Origin of the sequence: Catenuloplanes nepalensis (genome assembly GCF_030811575.1) — a bacterium.
Lineage (GTDB): Bacteria > Actinomycetota > Actinomycetes > Mycobacteriales > Micromonosporaceae > Catenuloplanes > Catenuloplanes nepalensis.
Window position 1 is genome coordinate 124,404 of sequence record NZ_JAUSRA010000001.1, and the last position, 18,100, is coordinate 142,503.

General features: G+C 72.0%; 16 protein-coding genes and 1 pseudogene. 6 read left to right on the forward strand and 11 right to left on the reverse strand.

Annotated features, from left to right (window positions below):
* Window positions 1-37: 37 nt before the first annotated feature.
* A complete protein-coding gene (locus tag J2S43_RS00510; RefSeq protein WP_306839121.1) occupies window positions 38-943 on the forward strand; it encodes an enoyl-CoA hydratase/isomerase family protein in 906 nt (301 codons plus the stop codon).
* 135 nt (window positions 944-1,078) lie between these two features.
* Here J2S43_RS00510 and J2S43_RS00515 read toward each other — a convergent pair whose 3' ends face one another.
* The 7 genes and pseudogenes from J2S43_RS00515 to J2S43_RS00545 form a co-directional block, all read right to left on the reverse strand.
* On the reverse strand, window positions 1,079-1,234 hold the full coding sequence (locus J2S43_RS00515) for a hypothetical protein (RefSeq protein ID WP_306826460.1): 156 nt from the start codon (window positions 1,232-1,234) through the stop codon (window positions 1,079-1,081).
* 115 nt (window positions 1,235-1,349) lie between these two features.
* Window positions 1,350-1,763 carry a Fur family transcriptional regulator gene (locus J2S43_RS00520; RefSeq protein ID WP_306826461.1) on the reverse strand — a complete coding sequence of 138 codons (414 nt, stop codon included), beginning with the start codon at window positions 1,761-1,763 and terminating at the stop codon, window positions 1,350-1,352.
* A 110-nt stretch (window positions 1,764-1,873) separates the two neighbouring features.
* Window positions 1,874-2,167, reverse strand: a pseudogene (locus J2S43_RS00525) (ArsR/SmtB family transcription factor); the annotation flags it as partial.
* A gap of 16 nt (window positions 2,168-2,183) precedes the next feature.
* Window positions 2,184-3,059, reverse strand: a complete 876-nt coding sequence (locus J2S43_RS00530; RefSeq protein WP_306826463.1) for a metal ABC transporter permease — start codon at window positions 3,057-3,059, stop codon at window positions 2,184-2,186.
* Complete coding sequence (locus J2S43_RS00535; protein ID WP_306826464.1) at window positions 3,056-3,829, reverse strand: metal ABC transporter ATP-binding protein; 774 nt, start codon at window positions 3,827-3,829, stop codon at window positions 3,056-3,058. Before J2S43_RS00535 ends, J2S43_RS00530 begins: the two co-directional genes overlap by 4 nt.
* On the reverse strand, window positions 3,829-4,803 hold the full coding sequence (locus tag J2S43_RS00540) for a metal ABC transporter substrate-binding protein (RefSeq protein WP_306826466.1): 975 nt from the start codon (window positions 4,801-4,803) through the stop codon (window positions 3,829-3,831). Before J2S43_RS00540 ends, J2S43_RS00535 begins: the two co-directional genes overlap by 1 nt.
* A 56-nt stretch (window positions 4,804-4,859) precedes the next feature.
* Window positions 4,860-5,084: a hypothetical protein gene (locus tag J2S43_RS00545; RefSeq protein WP_306826468.1), complete on the reverse strand. Its 225-nt coding sequence runs from the start codon at window positions 5,082-5,084 to the stop codon at window positions 4,860-4,862.
* Window positions 5,085-5,145: 61 nt separating this feature from the next.
* Here J2S43_RS00545 and J2S43_RS00550 point away from each other — a divergent pair, with 61 nt between their 5' ends.
* The 3 genes from J2S43_RS00550 to J2S43_RS00560 all read left to right on the forward strand — a co-directional run bounded on the left by J2S43_RS00550 (window position 5,146) and on the right by J2S43_RS00560 (window position 7,569).
* Complete coding sequence (locus J2S43_RS00550; RefSeq protein ID WP_306826469.1) at window positions 5,146-5,487, forward strand: antibiotic biosynthesis monooxygenase family protein; 342 nt, start codon at window positions 5,146-5,148, stop codon at window positions 5,485-5,487.
* A gap of 23 nt (window positions 5,488-5,510) precedes the next feature.
* The gene (locus J2S43_RS00555) at window positions 5,511-6,122 is read left to right on the forward strand and encodes a hypothetical protein (protein WP_306826470.1); all 612 of its coding nucleotides are present in this window, start codon (window positions 5,511-5,513) and stop codon (window positions 6,120-6,122) included.
* A gap of 67 nt (window positions 6,123-6,189) precedes the next feature.
* On the forward strand, window positions 6,190-7,569 hold the full coding sequence (locus tag J2S43_RS00560; protein WP_306826471.1) for a glycine--tRNA ligase: 1,380 nt from the start codon (window positions 6,190-6,192) through the stop codon (window positions 7,567-7,569).
* 484 nt (window positions 7,570-8,053) lie between these two features.
* On the opposite strand, the gene J2S43_RS00565 is transcribed toward J2S43_RS00560, so the two are convergent.
* Window positions 8,054-9,193 carry a DUF2786 domain-containing protein gene (locus J2S43_RS00565; RefSeq protein ID WP_306826472.1) on the reverse strand — a complete coding sequence of 380 codons (1,140 nt, stop codon included), beginning with the start codon at window positions 9,191-9,193 and terminating at the stop codon, window positions 8,054-8,056.
* A gap of 10 nt (window positions 9,194-9,203) precedes the next feature.
* A complete protein-coding gene (locus tag J2S43_RS00570) occupies window positions 9,204-11,849 on the reverse strand; it encodes a hypothetical protein (RefSeq protein WP_306826473.1) in 2,646 nt (881 codons plus the stop codon).
* An 898-nt stretch (window positions 11,850-12,747) separates the two neighbouring features.
* Between J2S43_RS00570 and J2S43_RS00575 the strand changes: the two genes are divergently transcribed.
* A complete protein-coding gene (locus tag J2S43_RS00575; protein ID WP_306826474.1) occupies window positions 12,748-14,034 on the forward strand; it encodes an AI-2E family transporter in 1,287 nt (428 codons plus the stop codon).
* 61 nt (window positions 14,035-14,095) lie between these two features.
* Here J2S43_RS00575 and J2S43_RS00580 read toward each other — a convergent pair whose 3' ends face one another.
* Both J2S43_RS00580 and J2S43_RS00585 read right to left on the reverse strand, forming a co-directional pair.
* Window positions 14,096-14,980, reverse strand: a complete 885-nt coding sequence (locus J2S43_RS00580; RefSeq protein ID WP_503125033.1) for a Sco1979 family transcriptional regulator — start codon at window positions 14,978-14,980, stop codon at window positions 14,096-14,098.
* A gap of 298 nt (window positions 14,981-15,278) precedes the next feature.
* Window positions 15,279-16,856, reverse strand: a complete 1,578-nt coding sequence (locus J2S43_RS00585) for a peptide-N4-asparagine amidase (protein WP_306826476.1) — start codon at window positions 16,854-16,856, stop codon at window positions 15,279-15,281.
* 121 nt (window positions 16,857-16,977) lie between these two features.
* Between J2S43_RS00585 and dusB the strand changes: the two genes are divergently transcribed.
* Complete coding sequence (gene dusB / locus J2S43_RS00590; protein WP_306826477.1) at window positions 16,978-18,099, forward strand: tRNA dihydrouridine synthase DusB; 1,122 nt, start codon at window positions 16,978-16,980, stop codon at window positions 18,097-18,099.
* Window position 18,100: the final 1 nt, after the last annotated feature.

The window sequence follows — 18,100 nt, forward strand, 5'->3', positions numbered from 1 at the left end:
CGAGCATCCCTGGTACCACGAAAGTGCGTTCTTGACGATGGTAGCCCCGCCGCCGACTCTAGGTATGCATCGCATACCTAGATGCGGTGCGGGAACGATCGGAGCGTTGACAATGGCCCTCGACGGCTACCAGACCATCACCGCGTGCGTGCACGACGGGGTGCTCACGGCGACCCTGCACAACCCGCCGGTCAACGTGCTCAGCGCCACCATGATGCGGGAGCTGCACGAGCTGCTCGCCGGGGTGCGCGACGACCCGGCGATCAAGGTCATCGTGTTCGACAGCGCCGACCCCGAGTTCTTCCTCGCCCACGTCGACATGCGCATCCTGGACGAGAAGCAGACCTTCGACGACCTCGTCGCCGCCGCCCCCGAGGGGATCAACGTCTTCCAGGCCATCGGCGAGCTGATCCGGCACCAGCCGCAGGTCACCATCGTCAAGCTCGCCGGCATCGCCCGCGGTGGCGGCGCCGAGTTCGTCGCCGCCGCGGACATGACCTTCGCCGCGCTCGAGACCGCCCGCATCGGCCAGATCGAATCCCTGATGGGCATCATCCCCGGTGGCGGCGGCACCCAGTACCTACGCGAGCGCATCGGCCGCAGCCGCGCACTGGAGGCCATCCTCACCGGTGACAGCGTCGACGCCGCGACCGCTGCGGCGTACGGCTGGATCAACCGTGCGCTGCCCGCACACGAGCTCGACGACTACGTGACCCGGACCGCCCGCACCGTCGCCGCGCTCGCCGACGGAGTGATCGCCGCGGTGAAGACCGCCCTCCCGCCGGCTGACCACAGCTCGGCGCTGGTCGTCGAGGACCGGGTCGGGATGGCGCTGCTCAACGCCACGTCGTTCCAGTTGATGAACGACGCCCTCAGCGCCGGCGCGCAGACCCCCGACGGAGAACGCCACCTCGAAGCGCTCATGCGCGGAGTGCGGCACTGAGGCCGCCTCCTCCGAGCCGCTTACGGCCGAGTCCCCACCGGTCCGCGAACCGGGCCCTGACACAGGCGTTTCGGCTTTCACCTCGCCACGGTCGCCGTGACTGACGCTGCGGGCTCCCGTTTCGCGAGCGGGGTCTCAACCCGCCGGGCGGTCACCCGGCCGCGGCGGGGCGGCGTCGCGGCGCGGGTGCCGGATGCCCGCGTGCTCCGGCGCGCGGAGCCGGTCCGGGTACGGCGCCTCGTCGGGGCGGGGCGGCCGGTCCCGGTAGGGCGGGTAGGCGATCCGCCACACGATGACGGATCCCGATCAGGCAGAGCAGGTCGTCCCGCCGCCGGTAGGAGGCGTGCGCCCGCGCCGGGAGCGCGCGGGCGTGACCACGGCGGACGCGGTGCGGGGTGCGTCGGCCTCAGGCGCCGGCGCAGTTCGGGCAGGTGCCGAAGATCTCCAGCGTGTGGCTGACGTCGACGTAGCCGTGGCGGGCGGCCTCCCGGTCGGCCCACGACTCGACGGCGGGTCCCTCGACCTCGACCGTGCTGCCGCAGGAGCGGCAGACCAGGTGATGGTGGTGGCCGGAGCTGCACCGCCGGTAGAGGTGCTCGCCGCCCGGCGGGCGCATCACGTCGATCTCGCCGCTGTCGGCGAGACCCTGCAACGTCCGGTAGACCGTGGTCAGGCCGACCCGCTCGCCGCGGTCGCGGAGCATCGCGTGCAGGTCCTGGGCGCTGTGGAAGCCCTCGACCTCGGCGAGCAGCGAACTGACGGCGGTGCGCTGGCGGGTGTTGCGGACGGCGGCGGCCTGGGCCGCGTTATCAGCGATCATCGAGAGTCTCCGGCGGGCGTGGGCGCGGCGTGGTCGTGCACGGAAGCGGGGGAGCTGCCTTGGGCCCGGCCAGGGGTGGTCGGCCGGGAGGTCGTGACCACGGTGGCGCCGGACTCGCCGGCGTGGCTGACCGCGTCCGCCACGATGTGCGCTATGTGCTCGTCGACGAGCACATAGGCGATCTCCCGGCCGCGCCGGGAACCGCGCACGACCCCGGCACCGCGCAGCACGCGCAGGTGCTGGGAGACCAGCGGCTGTGGTGCCCCCAGCGTCTTCACCAGGTCGTGCACGCACTGCTCGCCCTTGGCCAGCTCGGTGACGATCGCGACGCGGATCGGCGCGGAGAGGGCACGGAGAAGCTCGCTCGCTGCCTCGTATGCTCCGTACCCCGTAGCGCTGGTCACCCAGCAACCGTACAACTCAATGATTGAGGACCACGTCCGGAGGCTCGCCGGCGGTGACCGGGGCGGCGGGGATCATCCGGCGCCGGACCAGGCGCCACACGCCCGCGCCGACGGCCAGGCTGACGAAGACCACGATCGTGAGCAACACGATCGTGGCACCGAGCGCGGTGTCCGCGGCCCCCGCGAGGGTGACGCCGCCACCGGCCGAGGCCACGCCGATCAGGACCGCGACCGCCATCGTGGCGCGGAAGCCCCGGGTGATCTGCTGCGCGGCCGCGACCGGGATCACCATCAGCGCGCTGACCAGCAGCAGGCCGACCGCGCGCATCGCGATCGTGACCGTGACCGCGGTGGTCACGGCGAGCAGCAGGTTGAGCGCGCGGACTGGCAGGCCGGAGACCCGCGCGTACTCCTCGTCGTGGCAGACCGCGAACAGCGCGGGGCGCAGCGCCACCATGGTGACCAGCACCGCGAGGCCGAGCACCACGATCACGGTCAGGTCGGAGACCGACGTGGTGGTCAGGCTGCCGAAGAGGTAGGCGTTCAGGCTGTTCGCGGTGCCGGTGGGGGAGAGGCCGACCAGCACCACGCCGCCCGCGATACCGCCGTAGAACAGGACGGCCAGCGCCAGGTCGCCGGAGGTGCGCCCGCGCTCGCGGACCAGCTCCACGCCGATCGCGCCGATCGCGGCCACGAGCACGGCGGTGAGCACCGGCGACTGGCCGGTGAGCAGGCCGACGCCGACGCCGGTGAGCGCCACGTGCCCGATGCCGTCGCCGATCAGCGATAGCTTGCGCTGCACCAGGTAGATGCCGAGCGCGGGCGCGGTCAGGCCGATCACCAGCGCGCCGATCAGTGCGCGGATCATGAAGTCGTACTCGAACAGGTTCACCCGTCCACCGCTCCCCGGACGATCGCCAGGCTCGGGTCCTCGGCGCAGTGCTGGTGCTGGTGGTCGTGCCCGGCGTCGGCGTGGTGACCGGCCGGCGCCGGGACGTCGGGCCCGTCGTAGGCGATCCGCCCGTCGTGCACCACCACGGCGCGCCGGACCAGCGGTTGCAGCGGGCCCAGCTCGTGCGCGACCAGCAGCACGGTGCCGCCGGTGCGCAGGAAGCCGCCGAGTGCGTCCGCGAACGCGATCTGGCTGGCGGAGTCCACGCCCGCGGTCGGCTCGTCCAGCACCAGCAGCTCCGGCTCGCCGGCCAGCGCGCGGGCGATCAGCGTGCGCTGCTGCTGGCCGCCGGAGAGCGTGGCGACCGGGTCCTTCGCGCGGCCGGTGAGCCCGACGGACTCCAACGCGGCCGCGACCGCGGCCCGGTCGGCCGCGCCCGGCGGCCGGAAGATGCCGCGGCGGGCCAGCCGCCCGGACGCCACCACCTCGCCCACGGTCGCGGGCACGCCGCCGCCCGCGTCGAGGCGCTGCGGCACGTAACCCACGCGGTGCCACTGCCGGAAGCGCCGCTGCGGCGTCCCGAACAGCGAAACGGTCCCGCCGGACAGCGGGACCAGGCCGAGGATGGTGCGGATCAGCGTTGACTTGCCGGAGCCGTTCGCACCGAGCACCGCGACGACCTCACCGGCGGAGACCGTCAGCGAGACGTCACGGAGCACGGGGCGGCCGTCGTAGCCGACCACCCCGCGCTCAACCGAGACGATGTCCATCAGGAGCAGCTTAGTGCCGTCTTCAGCGACGTCAGATTGGTCCTCATGACGGTGAAGTAGTCGCCGGTCGCGCCGTCGGCCAGGCCCTCCAGCGGGTCCAGCACCTCGGCCTTCGCGCCGACCTCCTGCGCGATGGTCTCCGCGAGCTTCGGGCTGACCAGCGTCTCGAAGAAGATCGTGGTGGCGCCGTGCTCCTTCGCCTCCGTGGCCACCTCGGCCAGGCGCTGCGGCGACGGCTCGTCCTCGGTGGAGATGCCGGAGATGCCGATCTGCTCCAGCTTGTAGCGGTCGGCCAGGTAGGCGAACGCGGTGTGGCTGGTCACGATCTCGCGGCGCTCGCAGGTCTGCAGGCCACTGGTGAACTCCGTGTCGAGCGCGGTCAGCTCGGTGCGCAGCGCGGCGGCGCGGGCGGTGTAGTCCGCGGCGTGCTCCGGGTCGGCCTCGCCGAGCTTGCCCGCGACCGCGTCCGCGACCGTGGCGAGCCGGGTCGGGTCGAGCCAGATGTGCGGGTCGGTGCCGCCCTCTTCCTCTTCCGCGTGCTCCTCGCCCTCGTGCGAATGAGCCTCGCCGGAGAGCAGCGGGACGGTGCCGCTCACCTCGAACGCGCGGTCCGGGTTGTTCTGCGCGATCGCCTCGTCCACGGCCGGCTGGAACCCCTTGAGGTAGACGACCAGCCGCGCGTCCGTGAGCTGCCCCACCTGCTGCGGGTTCAGCTCCAGGTCGTGCGGCTCGGCGCCGGGCTTGACCAGGTTGGTGACCGCGACCGCGTCGCCGCCGACCCGCTCCGCGACGAACTGCAGCGGGTAGAACGCGGCGACCACGCCGAGCTTGTCGCCCGGGGCCGCGGACGCGCCGCTGTCGTCGCCGCAGCCGGCCAGCGCCGTGGCACCGAGCAGCGCGGTGGCGGCGACGGCGGCCAGGCGCGGGCGAAATATCTTAGATGTCCGGAAGCCGGGGGTGTTGCTGCTTGACATGATTCCCACTGTCCGGAGTCTGGAAATCATTGTCAAAGACGCATGGATGCATGGGATCAGGTCAGCTTCCAGATCGCGGCCGCGACCAGCAGCGCGATCAGCACGATCCGCACCGGGCGCAGCGCGGCCGGCGTGGCCCGCCAGACGGCCGCGGCCAGCGTGATCACGGCGGCCGCGAGCAGCGCCAGGAGCACGCCGCCGGCCGGACCGGGGATCAGCAGGCCGAGCAGCACCACCAGCAGCGTGGCGAGGAACACGCCGGTCGGGTTCAGCCGGGACACGGGGATCTCGCTCTCGTCGTACCGTATGGGAGTTTTGATTGTCGGTTGAGGGGATCCGCCGGTGCTAGTCATCAACCGTTTCGTCGTGAACGAGGACGTGGCCGACCGCTTCGAGGAACGCGGGCACGCGGCGCTCACGGCGCTGGCCGCCCGGCCGGGCTACACGGGCGGGCGACTCGTGCGCGCGCTGGACGACCCCGCGCACTGGAGCCTGGTCACCGAGTGGGAGTCGGTCGGGGCCTACCGGCGCGCGCTCAGCGACTTCGACGTCAAGATCGCGGCGGTGCCGCTGATGGCCGAGTCGATCGACGAGCCGTCCGCGTTCGAGGAGTTGGCGACCGCGGATCCGGGCGGCGAGGTGCGGGTGGCCGGAAGTGATCGGGCCACGCACCCGCATCGCTAGATCAAGCGATTAGTGTTGACGCCATGAGCCTCGCCGGACCCGACGCCGTGCCGACCCCCGGCGAGCCGGCGCAGCCGCAGCCCTCACACGCCACGCCGCCGCACGGCCCGCAGGCGCCGCAGCAGCCGGCCCCGCTCGCCATGCCCCCGCACGCTCCGCCGCCCCCGCCCGGCCCCGGTGTGGCGCCACCGTTTCCCGCGCCGCCCGTCGAGGGGCGGACCGGCCGGATCTGGCTGGGTGCCGGGATCACCGCGGCCGTCGCGGCGCTCTGCTGCGGCGGTGGCGTGATCGCGGCGCTCGGCATCGGGCTGACCACCACGCAGGCGCTCACCGAGCAGGCGCACGCCCAGGTGGGGGAGTACCTCGACGCGCTGGCCGACGAGGACTACTCGCTCGCCTACAGCTACCTGTGCGATCAGGAGCAGGCGGATCAGACCCGGCGGGAGTTCATCGACTCGATGAAGGGCCGGCCGGTGATCTCCTCGTACCAGCTGGGTGAACTCGACCCGTACGACGCCGAACTGCTCATCCCGGCGCAGCTGACGTATTCCGGTGGTCAGCAGGTCACCGTGCAGTACATCCTGGTACAGGACACGAGCACGGCTCAGCTCGAAGTCTGCGGAACCCAGGGGTAACCTCTAACGGTTCCGCACCACGTCACCTATGCAAAGCGCCGACCGCCAGCCGGCGTAGAAGGAAATCATGGCCGCCGATCGCATTGACTCCGTTGTCAGCCTCGCCAAGCGCCGGGGCTTCGTCTTCCCGTCCAGCGAGATCTACGGCGGCACGAGGTCGGCCTGGGACTACGGCCCGCTCGGCGTCGAGCTGAAGGAGAACGTCCGCCGCCAGTGGTGGAAGACCATGGTCCAGCAGCGGGACGACGTCGTCGGCCTCGACTCCGCCGTGATCCTGGCCAAGGACGTCTGGGCCGCCTCCGGTCACCTCGAGGCGTTCGTCGACCCGCTGACCGAGTGCCAGTCCTGCCACAAGCGCTTCCGGGCCGACCACCTGGAGGAGGCGTTCGAGGCCAAGCACGGCCGCACGCCCACCGACCTCACCGAGCTCAACTGCCCGAACTGCGGCAACAAGGGCACGTTCAGCGCGCCGCGCATGTTCAACGGCCTGATGAAGACGTTCCTCGGCGCGGTCGAGTCCGACGAGGGCCTGCACTACCTGCGCCCGGAGACCGCGCAGGGCATCTTCGTCAACTTCGCGAACGTGATGACCGCGGCGCGGAAGAAGCCGCCGTTCGGCATCGCGCAGACCGGCAAGTCGTTCCGCAACGAGATCACGCCGGGTAACTTCATCTTCCGGACCCGCGAGTTCGAGCAGATGGAGATGGAGTTCTTCTGCCAGCCCGGCGAGGACGAGCAGTGGCACGAGTACTGGTTGCAGGAGCGCTGGAACTGGTACCTCGACCTCGGCCTCTCCGAGTCGAACCTGCGCTTCTACGAGCACCCGAAGGAGAAGCTCTCCCACTACTCGAAGCGCACGGTCGACATCGAGTACCGCTTCATGTTCGGCGGCACCGAATTCTCCGAGCTGGAGGGCGTGGCGAACCGGACCGACTTCGACCTGACCACGCACAGCAAGCACTCCGGCGTCGACCTCTCCTACTTCGACCAGGAGAAGAAGGAGCGCTGGACGCCGTACGTGATCGAGCCGGCCGCCGGTCTGACCCGCGCGGTGCTCGCGTTCCTGCTCGAGGCCTACGACGAGGACCAGGCGCCGAACACCAAGGGCGGCATGGACACCCGGACGGTCATGCGCTTCGACCCGCGTCTCGCGCCGGTCAAGGTCGCGGTGCTGCCGCTGTCCCGCAACCCGGAGCTCTCGCCGAAGGCCAAGGAACTCTCGGCCAACCTGCGTAAGCGCTGGGTCGTCGAGTTCGACGACTCGCAGGCCATCGGCCGCCGCTACCGCCGCCAGGACGAGATCGGCACCCCGTTCTGCGTCACCGTCGACTTCGACACGCTGCAGGACAACGCGGTCACGGTCCGCAACCGCGACACCATGCAGCAGGAGCGCGTCTCCCTCGACCAGATCGAGACCTACCTGATCGAGCGCCTCCCCGGCTGCTGACCCCATCGAAAACCGGCCACGACGGACCAAAAGCGGAAGATCCAGATTTTCCCGCTTCCGGCGTGGCCGGTTTCCGCGTGCTCCCGACTCCGTTGCCCCGTCGGCATCGGAAGCCGCGAGCCCTGCCCGGAGACCGGAAGCATCAGCTCCATCCTGACTGGTTCCGGGACGGCTTCGGCCAGTCCGGCGCTCACGTCCCGGCCGTGACGCCAGGCGGTGGTGAGCCCGGCGGTGCGTCACGCGGTCACGATGCGAGCCGCGGCGGAGTCACGCTGACCGGCGGCGGAATCCGCGGCAGTGCCGGTCAGCAGTGGGCAGTGCCGGTCAGCGGTGGGCGCGGCAGTGCCGGTCCAGCGGCGGAGGCCGCGTGTGTTCGTGGTGACCGCCCACTCGTCCGGCAGGAAGGAGCGCCAGCGACGACCGGTGCCCGCGGGAGCATGGGGGCAGCACCACGCCGGAAGCGGGAAAACGGGCCTTTGAAGGCTTATGACAGCGCCGCCCGGTCAGCGGCCGCGCGGCCCTCGCGCCAGCCCTCGTCGCTGTCGACGCGCGCGCCGCGGGCGCGTTCGGTGTGCGGGAAGACGCGGGTCATCGACGCGTGGACCTGGAGGTCGCGGGAGCGCAGGACCGGTAGCAGGTCGTCGCCGGTGGGGAGCGCCTCGCGGGCCGCGCGGGCCAGGCGTTCGCCGATCCGGGAGGCGAACGCGACCAGGAACGACGCGCGGAACGTCTTCAGCCGGGCCTTGCCGGCCTTGCCGCCCGGCGGCTCGGTGCGGGACATCGCGCGCTGGGCCTGGACCAGCAGCGACGCGTGCAGCAGGTCGACCGCGTCGATGTCGGCGTCGAAGCCGAAGACGGTGGCGAAGCCGAGGTCCGGGGTCCAGACCGCGTGGCAGCGATTGGCGCGCGCGACCGCGTGCAGCAGCGCGGCCTTCTCGCTCTCGTACGGCGCGTCGACCGCGACGCGGCGGGCCAGCGGGACGATCTCCGCGCGGTCCGCCGTGAGCAGCGCCTCGTCCAGGCTGTGCCGAGTGATCATCTCCTGGGCCTTCGCGGTGTACGCCTCCGCCTCGGCCGGATAGTCGGTGGACTCGGCCTTGGCGAGCAGCGCCCGTACCCGCTCCAAGACTCTGTTGTCGGATTTTTCCACATTTTTTTGCGCGACGAACGCGCCCGGCGGCGGCATCAGAATCTCGATCGGCGGGAGCGTACGCAGCACCGTGAGCGTGGTCAGCACCAGGTCCAGCACGGTCACCCGGTCGGCGCGCAGCCGCCGCCCCAGCTCCGACGGGTAGGCCTCGTCCGCCGGCCACCACCGCTCCGCGCCGATCTCCGCGGCCTGCGCGATCCAGCGCGGATCAGCGGCCGGCGTCCGGTGCAGCTGGGCCGCGACCGCGTCCGCCACCAGCCGCGCCGCGTCCGGCCCGGATCGGCGGGTCATCAGCCGGTGCAGCTCGACCGGTTGCCAGCCGCCGCGGAACAGCCGCTCCGCGGCCTGGCGCAGCGCGGCGGACAGCACCGGGTCGACGTCCGTGGCCGGGAGCACGGTCAGCTCGTCCAGGCCCGGCTCGTAGCCGGTCGCGCCGCTCAGGATTGCCTGGATCGTGTCTGCCGCCGTCGTCACGCGGGCAAGATTACGTGGCGGTGACGGCCGACGAACCGACGGCGTGCGCGCCCGGGTTCAGCGTCAGTGTCTGCGTGCCCGACGCGGTGAGCGTGACGGGACCGAGCGTGACCAGCGCGGCGGCCGTGCCGGAGCGGCTCGCCAGCAGCGTGCCGTCCGCGCCGCGCAGCTGGTAGGCCGTGGTGCCGGTGCCGGCCTCGATCACGAGCGTGACCACCTGCCCGGCCGCGCCGTCGAACGTGACCGCCGCGTTCTGCCCGGGCACGGTCACCGACACGGTCGCCGGGCCGCCGCCGACCGTGACCGAGGCGGACGCGTCCGGCGGCACGTCGTGGACCTGCACCGTCCCGGAGCCGACCGCGGCGCCGGACGGGTTGATCAGCACGCTGTAGGCGCCGGCCGCCGGCAGCGTCACGGTGTCGGCGAAGCAGGTCGAGCCGCACGAGCCGAGCGAGGCGAGCGTGATGCCGTCCGGCCCGCGCAGCGTCGCGGTGGCCGCGCCGAACGTGCCGCCGGTGAGCCGGACCGAGACCCGCATGCCCGCGCCGCCACGGAACGACACCACCGCGTTCTGGCCGGGCGTGCCGGTCCGCACACCGACGGGGTCGCCGCCGGCCACCGCGTCCACGGCCGCGTCCACCACGTCGAAGACCTCCGCGGTGATCGAGCCGACCGCGGCGCCCTGCGGATCGACGAACAGCGTGTACGTGCCGGTCGCGTCCGCCGTGACCGCGTCCAGGAAGCAGGAGACGCCGCAGAACACCGGGTTGACCAGCCAGCTTCCGTCCGGCCGGCGCAGGCCGGCCGAGGCGGATCCGGAGCCGCCGAACGTGCCGCCGCCGAGCCGGGCGGAGAGGCGCTGCCCGGCGACCGCGTCGAACACCACCAGCGCGCCCTGGCCGGGTGTGGTGGTGGCGACCGGGACCGGGCCCCTGCCGGGCGCGGTGGGCACGACCGCGTCGGCCGGCACCGCGAACACCCGGACCGTGATGCCGCCGGTCTCCGCGCCCTGCGGGTCGAGCGCGATCCGGTAGGTGCCGTCCACGGTGGCCGCGCCGGCGTCGAACACGCAGCCGCTCGCGCACTGGGACGACGCCAGGTCGGTGCCGGACGGGTCACGCAGATAACCCGGCGCGTTTCCGAACGTACCGCCGATGAGCTGGACGAACGTCCGCTCACCGCGCTTGACCGCGAAGTTCGCGAACCCGTTCTGACCGGGCACGGCCGTGGTCAGCGGCACCGCGTCGCCGCCGGGGACCGCGGTCACCACCGCGTCGGCCGGCACGTCGTGCACCTGCACCGTGATCGACCCGGTGTTCGCGCCGTCCGGGTCGACGTGCAGCGTGTATCGCCCGGCCGCCGGCAGTGACCGGACGTCCAGGAAGCAGGCGGTGGCACAGGACGCGGACACGAGCACGGTGCCGTCCGGCGCGCGCAGCGACGCGGTGGCCTTGCCCAGCGAGCCCTTCGACAGCACGGCCGACACGTGCTGCTTCGCCGCGCCGCCGAAGACCACGGCCGCGTTCTGCCCGGCCTCGACGACGGTCAGCGTGACCGGGTCGCCGCCCGGCACCACGCCGACCAGCACGTCCGGTGCGGAGATCGTGATCGTGACGACCGCGGTGCCGGTCTGCGCGCCGGCCGGGTCGAGCAGCACACTGTGCGTGCCGGACGCGGTCAGCGGCACGCCGGTCAGCGCGCAGTCGCGGGTGCACTCGCCGCTCGCCAGCGTCTCGCCCTTCGGCCCGTGCAGCGAGATCCGGCCGGTGGTGAAGCCGCTCTCGCTGACCGCGACCGTGACCTTGGCACCGGCCTCCGCGTCGAACAGCACGCGCGCGTTCTGCCCCGGCGCCGTGGTGGTGACCGGCGCCGGCCGGCCGATCCCGGTGACCGCCTCCACGTCCGCCGGCACGTCCAGGACCTGCGCGGTCAGCGAGCCGGTCCGCACGCCGGACGGGCTGAGCAGCAGCCGGTGCTCGCCGTCCGCGCGCAGCACGGTGGCGTCGATGTCGCACGGCACGTCGCAGACGCCGCCGCCGAGCGAGACACCGGCCGGATCCAGCAGGTACGCCGTGATCACGCCGGTCGTACCCGCGCTGACCCGGGTGAAGATGCGCTGCCCGGCCCGACCCTTGAAGACCAGGTACGCGTTCTGGCCCGGCGCGTCCATGGTGACCGTGGTGGCCGGGTCGCCGATCGTGTAACCCGCGGTCACGTCCGGCGGCACCTCGTGCAGCCGGACCGTGGCCACGCCGTAGGACACCTGCGACGCGTCCAGATAGACCGAGTAGCGCCCGGACGCGGTCAGCTCCGCCGTGTCCAGCACGCAGTCCACGCCGTCGCCGCAGGAGGCCTGACGCAGCGTGGCTCCCTTGGTGTCCCGCAGGTACACCCACATGCTGCCGAGCCGGATGTCGGTGATCTCGACCAGCGCGCGCTGCCCGGCCACGGCCTGGAACGCCACGATCGCGTCCTGCCCCGGCTCGGCCGTGCGGACCGTGACCGGGTCGCCGCCCAGCTTCGCGGTCACCTCCACCGCGGTGGCCGCGGCGGACGCGGCCGTGGTGCCGAGCCCGGTGAGGACCAGCACCGCGGCGATCAACGCGGCACCCCGGCGGCGGCGCTGCTGGAACCTGGCTTTTCCGTGGTGACGCACGTCTACCCCTGACGGCCGAGCAGGTGGATTGCCAGCAAGCTAGTACACGCACCGTCCACACACACCTGCCCGTTTTCGCGCCTTCGAGCGCGACCTGCAGTTATGACCGCCGATGCCGGTCAACTGTGCCGGAACGGCCGCGCACACCGGGGCGATCGGAGGATCACGGCGGTAGCCGAACGTCGTACCCCCACTCGACGCCGGACCACAGAGCGGAAGATCCAGACTTTCCCGCTTCCGGCGTGGCGACGTTCCGAGTGCTCCCGCGGGCACCGGTCGGCCGCAGGCGGCCTCCCTGCCTGACAGGTGCCCGGTCACCACAACCAAACCGGCCTCCGCCACCTGCCCAGTGCGGCTTCCGCCACCTGCCCAGTGCGGCTTCCGCCGCCGGCCCAGTGCGGCTTCCGCCACCTGCCCAGTGCGGCTTCCGCCGCCTGCACTCACCTTGCCCGAAATACCGCGATAAAAGCCGCGACGGCTGACTTCCAAAACGATCACGTGTGCCAAATCGTTGTTAAGACCGCCGGATAACAACGATTTGGCACACGTGATCGACTCTCGGCCGCCGCCAGACCGCTTTTGCTCTTCTCTCGTGCGCTCCGCGCAGACCGCGGCCGCCCGGCTGCCCAAGGGCGCTTCCTCAGCGGCGAGATCCAGCCAAGATGATCTGCATTCCCGCAGGTCGGCGAGGCATCGGACGCCCAAAGGAAGCACCATTGGCCTGGCTGCCCCGTTTGCCGTCGACCACCCTTTGGGGTGCAGATCATCGGCAGGGCCGCAACCCACGACGAAACCCCAATTCAGGCAAGGAGGCTTATTCAGCGAGGCGACCTCCTGAGTCGGTGTTTTCGCACGTCATCGCGCGGGTACGCAGTCGGCACCGCTATGAGGAGTCGCCATGACCTGGGTCAACACCGTGCGCCGCAGGGCCCGGTCCGTGCTCGCCGATCGTGCTCGTGACGTGTCACTGCCGCCGTTCATCCCGTCGCAGTCCGGATCGGACCTGCCGCCGGTGGTGATGATGGAGCCCGCACCGACCACGGACGACCTGGTGCCGCGCGGTGTCCGGATCGCCGGTTCCTGGGCCTGGCGGATCATCCTGTTCGTCGCGGCCGGGTACCTGCTGATCCGGGTGATCGGCCTGCTTCGCGTGGTGATCATCCCGGTGGCGGTGGCGCTGCTGCTGGCCGCGCTGTTCGAGCCGGTCTCGGCCCGCATGCGGCGGCACGGCGTGCACCGCTCGGTCGCGGCGGCGCTGGTGCTGCTGGCCGCGCTGGTGCTGGTCTTCGGCGGCCTCGGCCTGATCGTCCAGACGTTCATCGCGCAGTACGACGACCTGGCCCGGCAGGTCGGCGACGGCATCGACGAGGTGCAGGCCTGGCTCACCGAGGGACCGCTACACCTGTCGCAGGGCCAGCTCAACGGGTACGTCGAGGCGCTCCAGCAGCAGATCTCCGGCAACCAGGGCGCGCTCACCACCGGCGCGATCAGCACGGCCGCGACCGTCGGTGAGATGCTGACCGGGTTCTTCCTGGTGCTGTTCACGCTCTTCTTCATGCTCCGCGACGGCGGCGCGATGTGGTCGTTCCTGTGCCGGCTGCTTCCGTCCGGCGCCCGGCTGCCGGTCGCGCGGGCCGGGCACTACTCGTGGCATACGCTCGGCGCGTACATGCGGGCCACCGTGTTCGTCGCGTTCGTGGACGCGGTCGGCATCGGCATCGGCCTGGCCGTCATGGACATCCCGCTGGCGCTGCCGCTGACCGCGCTGGTCTTCCTGGGTGCGTTCGTCCCGGTGATCGGCGCGACCGTGACCGGCGCGGTCGCGGTGCTGGTCGCACTGGTCGCCCAGGGTCCGTTCAGCGCGCTGGTCGTGCTCGGCATCGTGATCGCGGTCCAGCAGCTGGAGGGTCACATCCTGCAGCCACTGATCATGGGCCGGGCGGTGGCGCTGCACCCGCTCGCCGTGATCCTCGCGATCGCCTCCGGCGCGGTGCTGGCCGGCGTGGTCGGCAGCCTGGTCGCGGTGCCGCTGCTCGCGGTGCTGAACACGGCGCTGCGTTACCTCTTCGACCATCCGGACGGCGAGCCGACGCCGGACCGCACGCCACCCGGCACCGAGCCGGCCGATCCGGACACCGCGCCGGAGCCGGTGGAGACGGTCGACCCGCGAACCCTGCAAACCTGACCGTGATCCAGGCGTCCCCCATGTCGTCGGAACGACGTGGGGGACACCTCGATCATGAAAGTCAGAAGTCGCGCAGGGCCCGGTGGATGGCGTCCGCGGTGCGTGCCGGCGTGGTCGCGTCGATGAAGAGACGGCCGGCCGCGGCCGCGTACTCGTCGACGTCCTCCGGGCGGTCCAGGTAGAGGCCGCCGGTCAGCTGCTCCAGGAACACCACGTCCGGCACCTCCTCGAGCGCGAACCGCAGGATGCTGAACGCGCCGCCCGCGGCCGCGTGACCGCCCGTGCTGAACGGCACCACCTGCAGCCGCACGGTCGGCGCCTCGATCAGCTTCAGCAGCGCCTCGAGCTGCTCGCGGTGGATCGTCCGGTTACCCATCGGGCGCAGCAGCACGGCCTCGTCGAGCACGGCCCACAGGCGCGGCCCGCCGGGCCGGGTGAGCATGGACTGCCGGGCCATCCGCAGCTCGACGCGGCGGTCGACCTCCCGCTTGGTGCTGCGGCCGTGCCCGATCGTGATAACCGCCCGCGCGTACGCCTCGGTCTGCAGCAGGCCCGGCACGAACTGGATCTCGTAGCTGCGGATCAGCTCCGCGGCCTGCTCCAGGTCGAGGTAGTTGAGGAACCAGGCGGGCAGCACGTCCGAGTACGCCTGCCACCAGCCGGGCCGGTTCGCCTCCCGGGCCAGCGCGAGCAGCTCGGCCTGGTCCGGCGCGGCCACGCCGTAGAGCGTGAGCAGGTCGGTGACGTCGCGCTCCTTGAACCCGACCCGACCCAGCTCCATCCGGCTGATCTTCGACTCGGACGCGCGGATGGAGTAGCCCGCGGCCTCGCGTGTGACGTCCGCGGCGATCCGTAGCGCGCGCAGCCGCGAGCCGAGCTGCATGCGGCTGACCGTCGGGCCGGTGCCCTGGCCCGGTCCGCCGCCGTGTCGTTGCGGTGTGCTCACGTCGGTTACGGCTTGCGCCCGGCCGCGCGATCGGCCTCGACGGCGTCCGTGCCGCCGGGCAGGTGATTCCAGATCCTGGCCGTCTGGGGTGCCGACGTGTCCACGTGCGCATCCTTCGCGGGGTCGGTGGTGCGGGCCGGATGAACCCGGCAAGCATAGTGCCTTTCTTGAAGCAGTCCACAAAAGACCGTCAGCGGGTACGGCGTGCGCGTTCCAGCATCTCGTCCACCGACCCGTCCGTGCGCTGACCGCGCCACGGTGGTCGCCGTACGGACGGGGACGGCGACCACCGGCGGCGTCACGGCCGGACCGCGCGCCCCTGCTCGGTCGCGACCGTGCGGTCGTAGCGGTGGTGCGGGGTGAGAAGCACGTAGCGCTCGCGGGTGGTGGCGCGGCCCTGGCGCTCGGGGCGCGGCACGTTCGTCAGGTAGGAGGCCTCGCCGGTGTAGGTGTCGGAGAGCCGGACCGGGCCGCCCGGGGCGCCGGTGACGGTCGCGGCGTCGGTGAGCGTGATCGTCGTGGTCAGGCGGGCGTCGGGCGCGAGCGTGGTGGCGCCGTCCATGCCGTACCGCCGCTGGGTCGCAACGGTCGTGGGTCTTCCGCGCCCGGCGCGGGTGGTGACGCTGTCCGTGTCGGTCCAGGTGGCGTCGAGCGCGTCGTGGGACTCGCCCTCGGTCCAGGTGTGCACGGAGCCGTTGGTGACCGCGCGGGTGACCGTGGTGCTCACCCGGCCGTGCGAGGTGTCGACGTACCCGCTGGTGGTGAGGCTGTGGCCGCCGGTGGTGGTGACCGTGCGGCCGTCCGCGACGGAGGTGTTCGTCAGCGGGCCCTCCCCGACGGTGGTGAGCGCGCCGGTGACCTGGCGGCGGTGCGGGTCCTGCCAGGCCAGGATCGCCGTGGGTACGTCCCAGCCGGGCCGGCCGGCCGGCACGCCGAGCACGGAGACCTCGACGCGGTGCGCCTTCCCGTCGGTGAGCAGGCCGGCGAACGGCGTCAGGTCGTAGCGGATCGGCGCGATGTCGAACGCGCGCGGCGCCGGCACGGTGTACCAGAGGAACGGGTTGGACCAGCCGCCCGTGTAGACGTGCGGGAACGGCGCGGCCACGCCGGCGAGCGTGCCGTCGACGCGGATCTGCACCTCGCGGTACGGCCCCGCCTCGGCCGGGCACGAGTAGTCCGCGCCGGCCGGGGTGGTGAGGTACCAGTACTCCTCGCAGCCGCCGCCGGACCCGGTCGCGAAGACCTCCGCGACCAGCCGCTCCGAGTTGCGCGGCACGGTCAGGTCGCCGACCAGGCTCGTCCCCTCACTGTGCTGGTTCGTCAGGCCGATCACCCGGTCCGCGCCGCCGCCGGGCGCGCGGCCCGGATGGAACGTCAGGTCCACGGTGATGTCGAGGACACCGGTGTACGTGTCGTCGACCACGTTGCCGATCAGCATCTCGACCGGCTGCGGCGTGCTCAGCAGCGGCGCGTAACCGGTGACGTCCTTGTCCACGGTCCACTCGATGCCGTCCGGGCTCGGCTGCGGCGTCGAGTGCTTGAAGATCGTGACGCCGCCGACGCGCAGGTAGCCGAGCCGGTCGTACTGCCGGCCGGCGACCGCGCCGCGCAGCGTCAGCACCACCTTCTGCCAGGGCCCGCGACAGGCGGCCGGTGGCGTGAACGTGCCGGTGAACGGCGTGAAGTCGCGGAACTCGGTGTCCACGATCCGGGTCGTGCAGGACCGGCCGGCTGGCCGCTCGACCGGGGGAGCGGCGGTGACCGGATCGTCCCAGTCCGAGCCGAACGTCGGCGGGGGCGGGTCGGCCGCGCTCGCCGGGGCCGGCGTCATCGTCATCGTCGTCGCCGCGGCCACGAGCGCCACGACGGTCCTCATCCCGAATCGATACACATGCCCATCCGATCCGAGAAGATCGTCTACTGTCAACGCCGGATGTCCGGTTTTAACGTGGCCGACTCTTTTGGGCGCGGCGACGGCGCTGTGGGATTCTCGACGGGTGACGCTTACGCTGGGCCGCTACCCCGTCGACCCGCCCGTCGTGCTCGCGCCGATGGCCGGGATCACGAACGTGGCCTTCCGCCGTCTCTGCCGCGAGCAGGGCGCCGGGATCTACGTGTGCGAGATGATCACGACGATCGCGCTGGCGCACCGGAACCCGAAGACCGAGCGGATGATCGAGTTCGGGCCGGAGGAGAACCCGCGGAGCATGCAGCTCTACGGCGTCGACCCGGCGATCACCGCGCGCGCGGTCCGGCGGATCGTGGACGAGAACCTGGCCGATCACATCGACCTGAACTTCGGCTGCAGCGTCCGGAAGATCACCAGCAAGGGCGGCGGGGCGGCGATCCCGTACAAGCGTCGTCTGTTCGAGGCGATCGTCAAGGCCGCGGTGGACGCGGCGGCACCGGCCGGGATCCCGGTCACCATCAAGATGCGCAAGGGCATCGACGACGACCACCTGACCTACGTCGAGGCCGGTCTGATCGCGCAGGAGGCCGGCGTGAAATGGGTGGCGCTGCACGCGCGCACGGCCGCGCAGCGCTACTCCGGCACCGCGGACTGGGAGGCGATCGCGCGGCTCAAGGAGGCGCTGGACGTCCCGGTGCTCGGCAACGGCGACATCTGGGAGGCCGACGACGCGCTCCGGATGATCCGCGAGACCGGCTGCGACGGCGTGGTCGTCGGCCGCGGCTGCCTCGGCCGCCCGTGGCTCTTCGCCGACCTGGCCGCCGCGTTCGCCGGCCGCCCCGAGCGCGTGATGCCGTCGCTCGGCGAGGTCGCCGCGGTCATGCGCCGCCACGCCGAACTGCTCTCCGGCTGGTACGGCACGGAGCGCGACGGCGTCACCGACTTCCGCAAGCACGTCGCCTGGTACCTCAAGGGCTTCCCGGTGGGTACGGAGATCCGTCGTGCGATGGCGATGGCCTCCTCACTGACGGAGCTCGACGATCTGCTCGGCAAGCTCGACCACGAGGCCCCGTTCCCGGTCGAGGCCCTCGGCCAGCCCCGCGGCCGCACCAACTCCCCGGCCCACGTCTTCCTCCCCCAGGGCTGGCTCGCCGACCGCGAGGACGACGCCGTCCCCGAGGGCGCCGAGATCGACAACTCCGGCGGCTGAC

Coding starts and splice junctions, on each gene's coding strand:
- J2S43_RS00510 (WP_306839121.1), top strand. CDS start 38: ATGGTAGCCCCGCCGCCGACTCTAGGTATGCATCGCATACCTAGATGC.
- J2S43_RS00520 (WP_306826461.1), bottom strand. CDS start 1,763: ATGATCGCTGATAACGCGGCCCAGGCCGCCGCCGTCCGCAACACCCGC.
- J2S43_RS00535 (WP_306826464.1), bottom strand. CDS start 3,829: ATGGACATCGTCTCGGTTGAGCGCGGGGTGGTCGGCTACGACGGCCGC.
- J2S43_RS00540 (WP_306826466.1), bottom strand. CDS start 4,803: ATGTCAAGCAGCAACACCCCCGGCTTCCGGACATCTAAGATATTTCGC.
- J2S43_RS00555 (WP_306826470.1), top strand. CDS start 5,511: ATGAGCCTCGCCGGACCCGACGCCGTGCCGACCCCCGGCGAGCCGGCG.
- J2S43_RS00560 (WP_306826471.1), top strand. CDS start 6,190: ATGGCCGCCGATCGCATTGACTCCGTTGTCAGCCTCGCCAAGCGCCGG.
- J2S43_RS00575 (WP_306826474.1), top strand. CDS start 12,748: ATGACCTGGGTCAACACCGTGCGCCGCAGGGCCCGGTCCGTGCTCGCC.
- J2S43_RS00585 (WP_306826476.1), bottom strand. CDS start 16,856: ATGAGGACCGTCGTGGCGCTCGTGGCCGCGGCGACGACGATGACGATG.